The organism is Clostridium sp. FP2 (assembly GCF_011065955.2).
Classification (GTDB): Bacteria; Bacillota; Clostridia; order Clostridiales; family Clostridiaceae; genus Clostridium_AD; species Clostridium_AD tagluense.
Genome location: NZ_JAAMNI020000001.1, coordinates 4750349 through 4767105 on the forward strand (window position 1 = coordinate 4750349; position 16757 = coordinate 4767105).

General features: G+C 33.4%; 12 protein-coding genes. 1 reads left to right on the plus strand and 11 read right to left on the minus strand.

Annotated features, from left to right (window positions below; genetic code table 11):
• Positions 1 to 53 precede the first annotated feature (53 nt).
• Positions 54 to 650 carry a TetR/AcrR family transcriptional regulator gene (locus G9F71_RS22345; RefSeq protein WP_164950649.1) on the plus strand — a complete coding sequence of 199 codons (597 nt, stop codon included), beginning with the start codon at positions 54 to 56 and terminating at the stop codon, positions 648 to 650.
• 426 nt (positions 651 to 1076) lie between these two features.
• On the opposite strand, the gene G9F71_RS22350 is transcribed toward G9F71_RS22345, so the two are convergent.
• The 11 genes from G9F71_RS22350 to G9F71_RS22400 form a co-directional block, all read right to left on the minus strand.
• Positions 1077 to 1631, minus strand: a complete 555-nt coding sequence (locus G9F71_RS22350) for a PadR family transcriptional regulator (protein ID WP_164950648.1) — start codon at positions 1629 to 1631, stop codon at positions 1077 to 1079.
• A gap of 356 nt (positions 1632 to 1987) precedes the next feature.
• Positions 1988 to 2833 (minus strand): acetyl-CoA carboxylase carboxyltransferase subunit alpha, encoded by an 846-nt coding sequence (locus tag G9F71_RS22355; protein ID WP_224626738.1) that lies wholly within the window; start codon positions 2831 to 2833, stop codon positions 1988 to 1990.
• 2 nt (positions 2834 to 2835) lie between these two features.
• Complete coding sequence (accD, locus tag G9F71_RS22360; protein ID WP_164950647.1) at positions 2836 to 3738, minus strand: acetyl-CoA carboxylase, carboxyltransferase subunit beta; 903 nt, start codon at positions 3736 to 3738, stop codon at positions 2836 to 2838.
• 16 nt (positions 3739 to 3754) lie between these two features.
• Positions 3755 to 5098 (minus strand): acetyl-CoA carboxylase biotin carboxylase subunit, encoded by a 1344-nt coding sequence (locus G9F71_RS22365; protein WP_164950777.1) that lies wholly within the window; start codon positions 5096 to 5098, stop codon positions 3755 to 3757.
• A 94-nt stretch (positions 5099 to 5192) separates the two neighbouring features.
• Positions 5193 to 5681: an acetyl-CoA carboxylase biotin carboxyl carrier protein gene (accB, locus tag G9F71_RS22370; protein WP_164950646.1), complete on the minus strand. Its 489-nt coding sequence runs from the start codon at positions 5679 to 5681 to the stop codon at positions 5193 to 5195.
• Complete coding sequence (locus G9F71_RS22375; RefSeq protein WP_207712065.1) at positions 5650 to 5889, minus strand: hypothetical protein; 240 nt, start codon at positions 5887 to 5889, stop codon at positions 5650 to 5652. Before G9F71_RS22375 ends, accB begins: the two co-directional genes overlap by 32 nt.
• Positions 5890 to 5954: 65 nt before the next feature.
• Positions 5955 to 6533, minus strand: coding sequence for a flavodoxin family protein (locus tag G9F71_RS22380; protein WP_164950644.1), 579 nt, complete (start codon positions 6531 to 6533; stop codon positions 5955 to 5957).
• A 26-nt stretch (positions 6534 to 6559) separates the two neighbouring features.
• On the minus strand, positions 6560 to 7351 hold the full coding sequence (locus G9F71_RS22385; protein ID WP_164950643.1) for a 4'-phosphopantetheinyl transferase family protein: 792 nt from the start codon (positions 7349 to 7351) through the stop codon (positions 6560 to 6562).
• The gene (locus tag G9F71_RS22390; protein ID WP_164950642.1) at positions 7329 to 12398 is read right to left on the minus strand and encodes an SDR family NAD(P)-dependent oxidoreductase; all 5070 of its coding nucleotides are present in this window, start codon (positions 12396 to 12398) and stop codon (positions 7329 to 7331) included. Before G9F71_RS22390 ends, G9F71_RS22385 begins: the two co-directional genes overlap by 23 nt.
• An 11-nt stretch (positions 12399 to 12409) precedes the next feature.
• Positions 12410 to 13621, minus strand: a complete 1212-nt coding sequence (locus G9F71_RS22395) for an aminotransferase class I/II-fold pyridoxal phosphate-dependent enzyme (protein ID WP_164950641.1) — start codon at positions 13619 to 13621, stop codon at positions 12410 to 12412.
• Positions 13622 to 13664: 43 nt separating this feature from the next.
• Positions 13665 to 16598 carry a beta-ketoacyl synthase N-terminal-like domain-containing protein gene (locus G9F71_RS22400; RefSeq protein WP_164950640.1) on the minus strand — a complete coding sequence of 978 codons (2934 nt, stop codon included), beginning with the start codon at positions 16596 to 16598 and terminating at the stop codon, positions 13665 to 13667.
• Positions 16599 to 16757 lie beyond the last annotated feature (159 nt).

Here is a 16757-nt window from a genome sequence, read left to right on the forward strand (position 1 = left end):
TTTACACTGTCAATATACTGTGTTATAATAAATTTTGAGAGGAGTGTGTCAAAATGGAATCCACACCATATCATCACGGTAATTTAAAAAATTTACTCATTGAAGCTGGGATTGAACTAATTAATGAGGATGGAATCAAGCAATTTTCTTTACGTAAAGTTGCAAGTAAATGTAAAGTAAGCCATGCTGCTCCATATAATCATTTTAAAGACAAAGAACAACTTTTAAATGAGATGAAAGACTATGTCATTTGTAAATTCATGATTACACTGAATCATATAATAACCAACTATGATAATAAATCGGATCTGATGGTCGATCTTGGAATAGCTTATGTCGATTTCTTTGCAGAAAATCCACAATACTTTCAATTTATTTTTTCTCAAGGAGAATTTGGTTTACAAATATCTTTTTCTGATAAGGATATTTCCCACAGCGAGTTTCCACCCTTCGAACTGTTTCGGAAAACTGCGAAACAGTGCATGCAAATTGCAAATTTATCACCTGCTTTATTTTCTGTGAATATTATAACTATGTGGGCAGTGGTTCATGGACTTGCCTCTGTATTTGCAACAAAGTATGTTCTTTATGACGGAGATAGAAATTCTTTTATAAAGAAGATACTCATGGAAAAAATCTCTTTATCATAATGGGGTAGTACCCCATAGCCATCAAGCTAAGAAAACTCTATAAAAATAAATCCCCCCATTTGTAAAAATGTTATTATTAGAAAGATAATAAAAACACATCAATGGGGGTATTTTACAAATGATATAATAAACCTTAAAATTGGATAAAGATATAAGGTTTTTTACAACTGAAATTAAAGCATAGGAATTCGGTTGCTTATGCTACTTTATAGAAAACTTATTTTGCTACTCATAAGCCCTTTAAAATGAGCACTTTAGCATTAAAAAATAAAGGCCTTGAAGCCAGTAAAATTAAAACTTATGAAATAAAAGTTTCATTAACTATTATACTCCGTGTTTAACCGACATCCATTAATAACAAGCATATTCAAACTTACACCTCATTTCTTCCGATTTTCATTAAATCTAAAATTGTTTATCCTTTTGTTATTTGATTAAATCTTTTAGCTCAAGAATACTCTCCTCTGCCCATTGGATGAAAACTTGATTCACCATATATCCTCTTTTAAGTATCATATTCCAATACATTATCTCTTGGGTTACATTTGATTCTTTAGCATATATTTCACTCAGTTCTTTAATTGTCCCATATGAATCAATTTCTTCTTTTTTCTCCTTGATATACCGCTGTAATTGAAAAATTAATTCTTCATTAGAGAGATTAGAACCGAAAAAAATTCTTACTGCAAATTCATCTCTAAAAGTTGTTGATAGTGTTGCAGGAAATTTTTTCATCCAATCCTGGAAGTGTTCTTTTCCATTCTCTGTAACAATATATTTTTTTTTATCAGGCTTACCTTGCTGTGGTTCAATATAAAATGTAACAAATCCTTTCCCCTCAAGTGACCCTAATTCCCTATAAATTTGACTTATATGAGCGGACCAAATAAAACTAACGGATTTATCAAAAAGACTTTTCAAATCGTAACCTGTCATTGGTTGATAAATTAATAATCCTAATACTGCATTTTGTAAAGACATATTTGTTACCTCCAAAACTAATTATAAAATGTTTGATTTGTTAGCAATTCCTTTTACGTGTCAACTAATTCCGAATTTCTTTTGTTGTAATCCTTGTATATAGCCTTCTCGAATCAAATTTAGGTTCTTTCTGGATTTGAGCATATATCATCCATAATATTGGTTAAGTGCTTTTCTGCTTTTTTACGTCCTCTCTCATTGGAAGCATCTTCACATCTCATTCTAGTTCTTAACTCATGCCTAACCTGTCTTATTGTACTATTTTTACAGGTATAGTTAATCCCATTTTGTTAGTTGTACTATTAATACTCAATGCTAAACCTTATTTTATGCCACTTTTTGAAATAAAAAATACCTCAATTTTCTTCATACACTCCAATACATCTATATTTTTCGTATCTATGTTCAATAAGCTCCTTTTCAGTTTTATCAAGTAATATTGGTAATGCCTTTAATAAAGCATTTTTTATTGATTCCGCTGTTTTGCCTACATCCATATGTGCACCACCAACAGGTTCATTTATAATTCTATCAATAATTCCGTACTGTTTTAAATCCTGAGCCGTGATTTTCATAATTTTTGACGCTTCTTTTGCACGACTACTATCCTTCCAAAGTATGCTTGCAAATCCTTCCGGTGAAAGAATAGAGTATACCGCATGTTCTAGCATCCAAACTTCATCTGCCACCCCCATTGCTAGCGCTCCACCACTTCCACCTTCTCCAATAACAATAGAGATAATAGGAGTTTTAAGGCTTGATATTTCAAGAAGATTTATAGCTATAGCTTCTCCCTGTCCTCTTTCCTCTGCACCAATTCCACAAAAAGCGCCTGGAGTATCTATAAAGCATATTACAGGCCTTTTAAATTTTTCAGCTTGCTTCATAAGTCTTAAAACTTTTCTATAGCCTTCAGGATTTGGCATACCAAAATTCCTCTTAATTTTTTCCTCAATAGTACTTCCCTTCTGTTGTGCAATAACTGTAACCGCTATACTATTAAAAATAGCGATGCCCCCCACTATTGACGCATCTTCTCCAAAAGATCTATCACCATGAAACTCTATAAAAGAATCAAATACTCTTTCAATAAAATCTAAGGCTAATGGTCTTTTCGGTAATCTAGCAATAGTTATTTTTTCCCAAGGAGTAAATTCTTTGTGAGTTAATTCTGTAAGTATTTTACCTAATCTTCCTAATATCACTACATTACCTCCTTATGCATAAAAAGTATTTGACCCAATGTTTTCTTAAGCTTGTGTCTGGAAACTATTTTATCTACAAATCCATGATCTAATAAAAATTCAGCCCTTTGAAATTCTACAGGTAGCTTCTGCTTTATAGTCTGTTCAATTACCCTTTTACCTGCGAAACCAATAAGTGCTCCTGGTTCAGCTAAAATTATATCTCCAAGCATAGCAAAACTTGCTGTTACCCCACCAGTGGTTGGATCAGTTAATATTGTAATATAAAGTAATCCTGCCGAACTATGCCGCGCGATAGCGGCGCTCACCTTTGCCATCTGCATGAGTGAAAAAATCCCCTCCTGCATCCTAGCTCCACCTGAAGCTGTAAATATTATAATGGGTAATTTTAGTTTTATTGCCTTTTCTACAGCTCTAGTTATTTTTTCTCCCACAGCTGACCCCATGCTTCCCATCATGAAACGACTATCCATAACAGCTATAACTGTTTCAATGTCATTAATTTTACCTTTTCCGGTTATAACTGCTTCAATCATATCTGTTTGTTCTTGAATTGCCAATATCTTCTTTTCATAATCAGGAAAATTAATGGGGTTTGCACTTCTTAAAGTTTTATCGAACTCATGAAAGCTTGCTTCATCGATTATTTGATTTATTCTATCTGATGCAGAAACCCTTATGTGAGTATCACATCTTGGGCAAATCCTCAAATTTTCTTCTAAATCTTTTATATATATTATTTCACCGCATCTTCCACATTTATTCCACATTCCATCCGGTATAGAAGGTTTGCTTTTTCTATCTTTTACTAAAAATTTCACCCCTCGAGTGGAATTTTTACCATCTAAGGTGGTCTTACTTACAGTCATATATTTAGTTTTCTTGAACAACTCTTTAGCCATTGGTTTCCACCTATCCTTACAAATTAAACTCATCTACGATAGATCCAGTGTTATATTTACCTTCTATAAATACTTTATTATTTAAAATTGAAAGCTGAAAATCAATATTAGTATGTATTCCTTCAACTACAAATTCTGCAAGAGCTCTTTTCATGATTACCATAGCGTCTTCTCTTGTCTTACCATAAGTAATTACCTTTGCAATCATAGAATCATAGTTAGGTGGTATTACATAGTTTTGGTAAATAGCGCTATCTATTCTAACTCCTGGCCCACCTGGAACTACTAACATTTCAATTTTACCCGGACTAGGTCTAAATCCTTCTGCTGTATTTTCCGAATTTATTCTACATTCAATTGCATGTCCTGTAATTTTTATATCCTCTTGAGTAATGCTCAGTTTCTCTCCTGCTGCAATTCTGAGTTGCTCTTTCACTAAATCTACTCCTGTAATCATTTCAGTTATAGGATGTTCCACTTGTATTCTAGTATTCATTTCCATAAAATAGAATTTACCATCATGATCAAGTAAAAACTCTATTGTACCTGCGTTCTCATAACTAACAGCTTTTGCAGCATGAACAGCCACTTCACCCATTTCTTTTCTTAGTTCTTCTGTCATTACAGGTGATGGCGCTTCTTCAAGAACCTTTTGGTTCCTTCTTTGAATTGAGCAATCTCTGTCTCCTAGATAAATTACATTTCCAAATTTATCCCCAAGAATTTGAAACTCAATATGTCTTGGGTTTTCAATCAATTTTTCAATATACATTGTATCGTCTCCAAAAGCACCATTAGCTTCTGCTTTAGCAATTTCAAAGAGATGAATAAATTCTTCCTCTTCTCTAACTATTCTTATACCTCTTCCACCACCACCAGCAGATGCCTTTACCATAACAGGAAAACCTATAATTTTTGCAGCTTCTAATGCTTCTTGGCTATCAGATACACTACCTTCTGAGCCCGGAATTACAGGTATACCTGCTGCTATCATTAATTCTCTTGCCTTAGATTTATTACCCATACTTCCAATAGTCTCTGGTGATGGCCCAATAAATTCTATGCTGCATTCTCTGCACATCTCAGCAAACTTTGCATTTTCAGAAAGGAAGCCAAAACCAGGGTGTATAGCCTGTGATCCAGTTAAAACTGTAGCGCTTATAATATTTTTCATATTTAGATAGCTATCCTTTGCTCTTGCAGGACCTATACAAACAGCATAATCAGCCAGTTGAGTATGTACAGCCTCCTCATCAATTTCAGAGTATACAGCTACAGTTTCAATACCAAGCTCCCTGCAGGCGCGAATAACTCTAACAGCAATTTCGCCTCTATTTGCAATTAAAATTTTGCTAAACATCATTATTACCCCATTTACCCATTATTATTAATTAATAGCAACGGTTAATTCACTCACAAAAAAAATTCACCATAAGCAGTAACAATCGCTTTTATTATCCACACTCTCTAATTTTGAATAAAGGCTGTCCATATTCAACCATACTCTCACTTTTAACTAATATCTCTACGATTTCTCCATCTACATCACTTTCAATTTCATTCATAAGCTTCATAGCTTCTAAAATACATAGAATAGAACCTTTTTTAACCTTTGATCCAATATTTACAAAATTATCTTTATCTGGTCCTGATGATGCATAAAAAGTACTAACTATAGGGGCTTTAATTACGTATAAATTTTCTTCACTAACCTCCACAACTTTTACAACAGCTTGTGCTTTAGGTGATTCTAATACCTGTATATCTGAAGCCACACTTTGATTCTCTACAAAAGGCTCTACTCTACAAACTGTATTGGAATCTATAACTTGCTTGGGCCCCTTTGCCATCTTTATACTATCACCTCCACATTCAATTTCAAGGCTATATAACTCTGAATTGTTTATTGTTTTAATAATCTCTTGAATTGCCTGATAATCCATACCTATCTCCCTTCGCATTTCCATTTTTCAATTCATATTCTGTATCATATCCATTTGCATAAAACGCACCACTCGATTGGAAACCTTTTGCTATTAATTTTTCTTTCAACCCTTTATAGTACTCCCCTAAACTTATATTTCCTCTAGTGAAAAAAACAAATGCTTTTTCTCTTGTGGTTTGTGCATTGTAGGTGTGATACACAGACAATTAATATCTTTACCTTTTGAATTTGTTCAATTTCATCTTTCATATAATTACTCTCCTGTTTTCAATTATATACTCTTTCCTACTTTTTCTGCTTTGTTCATTATTCCTATCGGAATTGTCTTGTTTCCCATCGTGTTAGGAAACACGATGGTATCTATTTTGATCATACCGGACAACTTAAAGAATTCATTCATTGCTCTTAATGCCCCCTTGCTTTGACCACCAATAATATTAATTGGGAAAGGTGTAGAACATGCAGTTATAATAACATATTCTTTCTTTTTATAAAGTAACGATTTCGGTGATTTACCCTTCTCTGTTTTAATGACATAACCAGTCATTCTGTCAAACATATTCTTTACTATAGCGGGAACGTTTGCCCAATAAGTTGGTGCTGCCAAGACAACCACATCTGCTAAAAGAATCTCCTTTGCAAGATTTTGCAAGTCATCATTTATGATACAAGCGCCTTTACTCCTACATACCATGCATCCCCTGCAAAAATCTAATTTGATATCATAAAGATTTATTTGTTTAACCTCATTCCCATTTCTTTCACTTTCATGCAACACTTTTGCAAGTAGTGTTGCAACCTTACCTTTGGATTTTGGACTTCCCAATATTCCTAATACTTTTTTTTTCATTGTTCTCCCCTTTCAAACATGTTAAATCATTTTTCTTTAATTATGCAGAAAGTACAACATGAATTTTTAATAAATTGATAATAAATTTCAATTCCTACAATATTGTCCTTAACAACTTCATTCATTTTTTCATCGAACTTTATGGTGATAAAATTTGTTAAATCAGTATAATAAACCTGTATCGAATTAAATCCATGGAAAAACCCCACTCCTAAGGCCTTTCCGATTGCTTCTTTAATCGTCCAAAACAATGTCCACTTCTTTATAATACTTATCCCTAAACTTTTTTCATTTAGTTCATTTCTTTCTTTTAAATTTGAAATCATGCACATAAAAGAATCATCAAAGGTTTTTACCATTTCGATATCCATACCTACAATGCAACCTTCACCTACTAATGCACCAGCAAATTCATCGCAATGTGCAATTGTAACATTCAAATTTTGTTTTTCCCCACGGAAAGTAATTTCTGGTTTTCCCTTTTGCTCACCTGTTAGAATATTTTTTATTTCAATATCTTTATACATTAGAGTATCTTTTTCACTTAGACTTAAAAAATATTTCTTTATCAGCTTTTTGGAAATAATTCTGCCATGTAACAAATGATATTGTCTTTTTTTATTCCGATAATAACTATTGAAATATTTTTTTTCCCACTCTCCAAGATATTCCCCCACAAATTCATCCGATATTTCATCATTTTCATTTGTGAAGGATAAAAGAGAACGGAACAAAATACCTACCTTATAGGATTCCTCATCATATATATATGGACATTCTTGTAATTGAATTTCATTAAAAGAGCATGTAATCATCATTTTGTTTGTTAATCCTAATTAATATCAAATCGTGTATATCCAAAATCACTTTATTATCTTTATCTAATATCTGCAAATCATATGCAATGGTATCGTCCTTATTCTCTAAAATCTTGTAATACGTATACACTTTTTCATTCTTTACAAATGGTCTATACAACGTAATTTCTTTAATATACTGTGGAACTATAACATATCCGTTTTTATGGAATTCACCAAGAAGTGTACATCTTGCGGCACTGTCTATGGTTATTGGTGAAATAAGCATTTCAGGGATGGAAGTAAAAGAAAAATCAAATCTGTCATCTGGAACCGTAACTTCACCTATCATTTCATTTTTATTCATATATCCTGCATAGTTAAGATAACGTAAAGTATCGCCAAATGTAATGTATGCTTCTGCTCCGCTATAAAATTTGTCAATATTCATAGGAGTTGCATTTTTAATTGCCTCTTTTATGTTAATTGATGCTTTTGCTTCTGCTTGTCTTTTCTTAGAAAATATCACATTTCCACAGGAATGACTTCTATTTGCATCAAGTACAATCCCCTTCTCATTACAGAAATCTGAGGATATTTCAACTTTATACTCCCGTTCTTCCTCTGTATTTCTTATTAAATCAGCATTTATTTTTAAAGTAAGTGGTTTTCCAAAATATTTAACAAACTTTTTAAATTCTACATTTCTAACCTTAGATATAAATAGGTCTTTCTTTTCTATCTCATTCATCAATGCTCCAAGTTCACAATAGCTTTCTATGTGCATAACTCCTGGGAATGTTAATCTTCCTTCAACCTGATGATCCTTTAAATACATATCTTCACCAGAATTTATAGGCCTTTGCACTACTATATTTTTCTCTTTTTCATAGCTTTCCACCCTCTCTAAGAGAGGATATTTTACACGGTTATAAATCCATCCCCTTTCATCATGGGTGAGTTCTATTTTTATATTACTCTCATCAAGTAAAAATCCTTGACCAAGAGGTTTGTTTGTACCAAGTTCACCATATATGATTGCTTCTGGGTAATTTCCACCATACACAAGCTCAGTAAGAAATTTCTTAACCCCTTCACGTACACTTATAAACGTTAAACCTCTTCCTTCCTTTTGAACCTTTTGCACATCCGGATCTGCAGCCATACCTACATCTTCCCATGCTGTCCATCCTATTACAAAACTATTTAACTCTGGTCTTTCCCTTTGAAGTTGAAAAGTCATTCTCGCAATAATATCAGCACCAGCTGCATAATCAACTTGTCCATCCATTCCAAATCGTCCGGAAATAGAACCGATACTCATAAAGAACTTCAACTGTTCATCTTTAAATTCATGATATAAATTATAGAATCCGCAGGCTTTTACCTTTACCACATTTATAGTATGTTTTTCAGGTTTTTTGGGTACCTTACCAAATGACCCCAACCCCGCTCCATTTACAATTCCAGTTATTTTTCCAAATTGAGCTTTTACTTTATCATATAGCGCCCTTACTGAGTTCCTATCAACCACATCACAAGTCATATACTGTAATTTGTAACCTGCTTCTTTAGCATTTTTTATATTTAAAAACAGTATTCTTGCACTCTTCAATTTTTCAAACTCCATTTTTATTTCAAGTGGAGTCATAGTTGGATTTTCCTTCTTCATTTTCTTGAAATACTCTTGGCTATACTTAACCAATTCTTCTTCACTCATTTTTAACCAAACTTCATCACCTATAGGTAGTTCTGTTCTTCCAGTTACAATTATGTTAGGATTATATAACTCAGCCAATCCTTTTACGGATTCAAATATGATTCCACGTCCTCCTCCTGAAACCACTATAACATCCTCTTTGTCTATTTCAACTTTTCTTATATTCTCATTTATGTCTATATCTTTAGGAATTACGCAAATGGTTTTTCGGTGCTCACCATTATAGCCAATTTCAATTAATTCTTCTATCAAACTGAATTCCTTTTCCAATGTTTCTGCCATATATTTTGCATCGGTCGTATTCGTAAAATCCACTACCTTGCCGTTAAAAGATTTGATTTCCTTCTCAAGACTCTTATAAAACCCTGCTGTTAACGCACCCACGGGATTTCTTGATGTACCTTCTTCAAGTCCAAATATTCCACCCACATTTGTAGCGGCAAAACATCCGCAATTCTCTCCTGCTTTTTCCAGGTCATCATAAATTGCTTTTATACCGTAGAAAAGAACATTAAAGCTACTTTCAACTTCTTCTTCCCAATTTTGCTGATCATCATTAAAATACGAGAAATTTTCCTTTAATGAGTACAAATTTACAATGCCATGCACAATTTTTAAACTTGTTTTGGCTTCTTCAAAAGATTTAGTAATCTGTCCTCTACTATGAAAATCGGTTTTAATGCCTTTTTCTGAGTATTTTTCTGGGTTTTCAGTTATAATCCTTATGTTGGCTCCTTTGGCGGACAACATTTTTATTAATCTATTGGTTATTTCACCGCTTATTCTGTCTTCAACTACAATAATGTTTTTATTACTAAAATCATATTTTTTTCCTTTATTTAAATCATAAGGTCTCTCTACTGTAATCGCAATGTGTCTCCTGTTATTTTCTTCATCGCAATAGTTTATAATCTTATCTCTGATGACTTTCTCATTATCTACTTCTAAAGATTCCCTAACATTATTGCCCCTTATGTTTACCCTTTTCAAGGTATACTCTACAACTTTGCTGATGGTATTAAATTGTTTAATATTTACATCTTTTTCAGGTTCGTATCCATACTTTTGTCTTATCTGCGCAAATATTTCAGCTTGCTTTACAGAATCAATTCCCAGATCTGCTTCCAAATCCAAATCCGTCTCCAACATTTCAATTGGATAACCTGTTTTTAGCTGTATTATGCATTTCAATTCATTTTCTACTTCTGCACAATCTAAAAGCACTTTAACATCTGGCTGAAAGTCATTAACTACTTCTAAATCTTCCTGAACATTATTGCCCCTCATATTTACCCTTTTCAATGTATATTCTGCAACTTTGCTGATGGTATTAAATTGTTTAATATTTACATCTTTTTCAGGTTCGTATCCATATTTTTGTCTTATCTGCGCAAATATTTCAGCTTGCTTTACAGAATCAATTCCCAAATCTGCTTCCAAATCCAAATCCGTCTCCAACATTTCAATTGGATAACCTGTTTTTAGCTGTATTATGCATTTCAATTCATTTTCTACTTCTGCACAATCTAAAAGCACTTTAACATCTGGCTGAAAATCATTAACGACTTCTTTAGCTACTTCTAAAACTTGCTGAACATCATCGCCCCTCATATTTGCCCTTTTTAATGTATATTCTACAACTTTGCTGATGGTATTAAATTGTTTAATATTTACATCTTTTTCAGGTTCATATCCATATTTTTCTCTTACCTGTGCAAATATTTCAGCTTGCTTTACAGAATCAATTCCCAGATCTGCTTCCAAATCCAGTTCTACTTCTAACATTTCAACTGGATACCCGGTCTTTAATTGAATAATTTTTTTTACCTCTTTTTCCACTTGCACCTGTGATATCTTAGTACTCTGCTTTAGCGGTTTTTCCATTTTCACTTTTTTATTTTCTTCTGAAACCTTCCTTTGAATCACTTCAAGGGATTTTTCTGCAATAGTTTTATATTCGCCCTTAGAAATAATCATATTGTAAATTTTCTCAAGTGAAACTGTGTTGTGATTTAGCAACTCCTGTTCATCCAAATTAAACTTCATTTTAATTTCTTCCAAAATCCTATGTAAAACGTCTTTATTTAAAGCGAGACTTAAGAACATAGGTTCTGATGATACCTGAATCAATGATTTAGGGTATCCTGAATGAAACTGAATAATGTCTTTCACATGACGTATTACGTCGTGATTTTTATTTCCTATGCCTATAGACGCGTCCGTGTTCATATTTCTATTCTCCTCTTTTTTGTTTAATTTATGAATTGTTATATTTGTTTTAGCCCTTTCAAAAGATACTACTTCTCCCAATGCAGGAATAACAGATGCAGTGCAAAAAATGTCTTCCTTCTCCTTAAGAATCTCTTTTACAAGCTTCGTTAAAATATCCTTTGGTCCTATTTCTATAAAGTTTTTCACTTCAAGATTATCATGTAAATTGTTTACTATATCACAAAAACTAAATGGTGTTACAAGTTGTTTTGACAAAAATTCCGCCATTCTGGAGTTTGAAGTCATCTCATCACTGTATAACTGCCCACTAATTGTAGAGAATACAGGAACATTGGGTTTTTTAAACATAAAAGTTTTAAGTTTTTCTTCAAAATATTTGACTGCCGGTCTCAACATTTCAGAATGAAATGCATGTGAAACCGGTAGCACATGTGCGATAATATTTTGCACATGGCATTTTTGCTCAATTTGTTTTATCGTATTGCTTTCTCCAGATATGACAACTTGTTCCGGAGAATTATGCAAGCTTACTGTGTAATATCCTGCTAAGTTGTTCAATAATTTTTGCAAAACTAGATCTTCCCGCTTTATTTTAAGGCTAATCATTGCTCCACGACTGTTTTCATCTATTTGATTTAATGCCATTGCTCTGTGATAGGCTATCTGTACTCCATCTTTAAACGAAATGACCCCACTTGCAGCTAACGCTGCAATTTCACCAAGACTATGCCCTAAACAAACATCAAACTTTATATCCATCTCCTTAAAAAGTTCATATACAGCCATATTTGCAGTATAAATTGCCGGTTGCATTACCTCTGCTAGTTTAATACTTGCTTCAACAAAATATTTTTGTTTTTCATCTTCATAAAAAATATGCTCAGTAAGTGTCTTTCCTGTTAATTCCACATAAGCGCTGTCTGCTTCATCTAATATTTTCCTCACAAGTGAATATTCACTTGCTAATCCTTTTAACATATTTGCATACTGGGTTCCATGCCCTGGAAACATAAGAGCTGTCTTACATTCTGCTGATTTATTATTAGTAGCTATGTATACACCTTGGTTTGCCAAAATATCAATTGTCATCTTTAATAAATGTGATTTTGTATTCATAACTCTTCCTCCTAAATTACCTTAAATTCCTTCCCAACCTTTTCTAACTTACATAAAGCCATGTCTATTTCTTCTTCACTTAAAGCAGCAGTAATTGTTACTCTAAATCTGCTCTTATTCATCGGTACTGCTGGAAATAAAGCACTGGCAATATAGACACCCTCCTCCATAAGACGCTTAGTCATTTTCATGGTTGTCATATCATCTCCTATATAAATAGGTACAATTGGTGATATGCTATCCATTATGTTATAGCCTAGTTCTATTAATCCTTTTCTGAAACGTATTGTATTAGCCCATAATTTATCTCTTCTCCAAGTTTCTGTTTCCATTAAATCGTAGGCTTTTAATACTCCCGCTACAACTACTGGGGGTAAACTTGCATTAAAAATGTACTGATGTGAAACGTGTCTCATATAATCACAAACATCTGCATTTGCTGCAATGCATCCTCCTACACCAGCTAAAGATTTGCTGAATGTAGACATTTTTATATGCACTTTATCTTCTAATCCAAAGTGCTCTGAAGTTCCTCTGCCCGTTTCTCCATAAAACCCTAATGCATGTGCATCATCAACCATAATCATCGCATCATATTTTTCTGCCAATTCAACAATTTTGTCTAGAGGAGCTATATCTCCATCCATAGAGTAAACTCCATCAACAACAATTAATTTTTTTTCAAAAGCTTCTGAACGGGAGAGTATATAATCCAATTTATCCATATCATTATGTGTAAAAATACGAGCTTGCCCTTTAGACATTTCAATACCATCTACAATACTCATATGATTCAATTGATCCGTGATAATCAAAGTTTTCTCATCAGTAGCCATTGCAGTAATTGCCCCTAAGTTAGACATATATCCAGCGCTGAACACAACCGCAGATTCTGTTCTCATATACTGAGCAATTCTCTCCTCAAGCTTTTCATGTAAAATAGTTGTCCCATTATGCAATCTTGCTCCGCAAGTACCTGTCCCATATATATCCAGAGCATCCTTCATAGCCTTTATAATCTCAGGATGGGTAGATAACCCTAGATAATTATTAGATGTTAACATGATTACATCTTTACCTTTACATTTAGAGGTTCCTTTTTGAGGCCCTCCAAAAGGTGGCTCAAAAACGTAAAGTCCTTCCTTTTTAGCGTCATTTATACGATCAACAAGACCTTTAAATTCTTTTTCATACCCCTTAGGCATTTTACTGGTTTTTAACATTTATATCTCATCCTTTCATTTGGTTATTTTAGAAAGCAATAATTTAATGTACCATTTTTAATTTTCTTATCAATTCCTCTTCTGTTTTGTACATTACTGCCATACGATAATTTGAAACCGAAACATATTCTTCCGAATCACAAGCAATTTTTCTATCCTCTAAAACGTCATTAATTTTATTTATTAATTCTATCCAGGTATCGGCCCCAATTAAATATATATGTTCTTCTGATTTTGAAGTCGAGCTCAATTTATTCTGAATCATCACCTCACTCACTGGCTTTTTCGTAGCATTTTTTCCATCCAAGCAAAGGAAAATGTCTCCGCCTAAAAGAGAGAAAGATGTTATTCCTACCATATATCTATTGTCCGCCTCATCTATCCCTGCTTTTTTGAGATGAGATAAATCATCCTTATGTAGCGACAATACTGATTTTAAAAGTATAAATCCTGATTGAGCACCAAAGTAAAAAGGTTTTCCACCTCTTTCGTTTTTAAAGCTGTCACAGCATTCATGATATCCCAATTTACTAATGTTAAATATCTCCTTATTATCTTTACTTGATATAATTTGATTTTCAGCATTTATACTTCTTTGATTTTCTCCTTCATGGTAGATATCTCTTATTCTCGCATATACCTTATCCTCTTCTGTAACATCTGAGAATTTTTTTAGTATAAAGAATACTGCACCTTCACTTGGTGTAAAGTCAGAAACGGGACTACCGCAGTGAGGACAATTTAATTTTTTAGAATTTTTAAAATTATTGAATACTTCCAAAAACTCCGGAGCCATATTCGCATGTACGCCTCCAACAATAATAGTATTGGACTCACCCAATTGAAGACTCATTATTCCTTGTTCAAGTGCACTCATGAAAGAGGTACTATCAGCATCAATTACAAGATTTGCTCCACTAATATTAAAATAATTTGCAATTCTGCCCGCAATGATATTATCCATGTAGCCAGGTAAAGTATCCTCTTCCACTTTAGGTATATATTTTCTATACTGTTGCGTTATATATTCTGAAATTGCGTCCTTAACTGTTGAAGGGAGTTGTTTATATTCTTCAATGTTCTCCATGATTTTGATATACTCAACAAAACGTATTCGAAGTGCAGATAAAATTGAAGCTTCCAATCCTAGCATAGCGCCCACAAAAACGCCTGTAGTTTCTCCGTTTAATTTTTCTTTGCCATAATCGGCAATTGCCTCACCCGCTGCAGTCATCGCCATAAGCTGACTCTTATCAATTTGCGGCAAGATTACAGGCGGAATTTTAAACTCCATCCACTTAAACTTGAAGTCTTCCATAAAGCTTCCGACCACTTCTTCTTCGTCTTCCTTTTTAAAAATCTCATTTATTTCACTATTCCAACGGGTTTCTGGATAGCTTAGACTTACCTTCACAGGGTTTGCAATCTGTTTCCACCATTCCTCCACGCCAACAGCTTTATTATCAATACAACCTATTCCTACAATCGCAACGTCTAACTCCTCGCTACTTCTCTTAATTATATTTGCTGTTTCATTTAAAAGATTCATATGGTAATTCTCCATGTAATCTTCAACTACCATGCTGCCATTTATTCCTCCAAATCCAAAAGCATTCACTGCAGCGCATCTTGGCCTAGAAACATTTCTAATTGGCCAGTCCTTGATCTCACTGTTTACATAAATCGGTGACTCTTCAATTTTTAAATCTTCTGGAGAATTTTTATAATTATATGTACATGGTAAAACATTCCTTTTCATACCCTCTATTACCTTTATCAAGTTGGCCATCCCTGCTGCTGAAAATGTATGTCCGATTTGTGATTTAACAGAACCTATCGCAACAGACTTAATTAGTTGATTTTCATTTTCAAATAGCATTTTAATAGCGTTTACTTCAACCTTGTCTCCAATTAAAGTAGAAGTTGCATGAGCTTCAATGTAATCTAAATCACTTGGTTTAAGTCCTCCCTTTTTCAAAGATTTTCTGATAGCTTTAACCTGTCCAAATGAACTAGGAGCATAAATAGACTTTCCTTTTCCGTCACTTGCAACTCCAATACCTCGAATTACCACGTGAATTGGATCTCCATCTTTTATGGCATCATCAAGCCGTTTTAAAATGACAGTTCCAGCACCTTCACCAGGAATCAATCCATTGGCACTAACATCAAGGGGACTTGAATGGGTAGGAGACAATCCGCCAATCTTAGCAAAAGCGACATTTCCTGTTACCCCCATATTGCCCAATACACCACTTACAATACAGGTTTTTAGTCTTCTAGTCTGCAACCACTTGATTGCCTCATCTATAACCACAATTCCACCACCACAGGCCGCATCAACAACCATTGACGGTCCATTTATGTTTAATACATCCCTTACAGCTTTCCCCAGTGTACTTGATAATGCTTTCCCCCAATTGGATTCACTAATATTGGGATACTTCTCTTCAATAGCTCTTAAGAATCTTTCTTTTATTTTTTCTTTTTCTATCTGCTGCAAACTTTTAAATTCCTCGTTTTTTTCCAAATAATAAAGAAATTCTTTTGCCCTGAATTTCAATGAATAATCGAAAAAGTATTCATCTCCAAGCATGTTGCCAACAAACATTCCAATATTCTTATTTTTAATAGAATCTAACTCAATCCCAGCTTTTTTAAGTGCTTGTATTATGGTATCCATCATCATAAGTTGTGTTCTGTTCAAATTTAGAATCTTTTCTTTTTTAATATTATAACGTGAATAAGGGAAATCATAGGAATCGACATAGCCCCCAAGCCTGCAATAAGTTTTATCTTCCACATTACGGTCTTCGTCGTAGTAATATTCCCATGTCCATCTTTCCTTAGGCACAACACCAATTCCAGATTTTCCCGAAATTATTACATCCCAAAATTTTTCTGCATTATATCCATCAGGTGGATAAACACAGCCATATCCAATAACGGCAATAGGTTCAAATCTATTTTTTTTCATTAAATACCTCCATATACCTTTTTATTTATTACTTGTCCTTTGAAATTTCAACAAATATTTTAGTTAATTGTTTCGGTTTTGAGAAAAAGGGAGCATGATCTGAATTAATTTCATATACTTTTTTACATGGTACTAATTTTAATAAGTCCTCTTGATAAG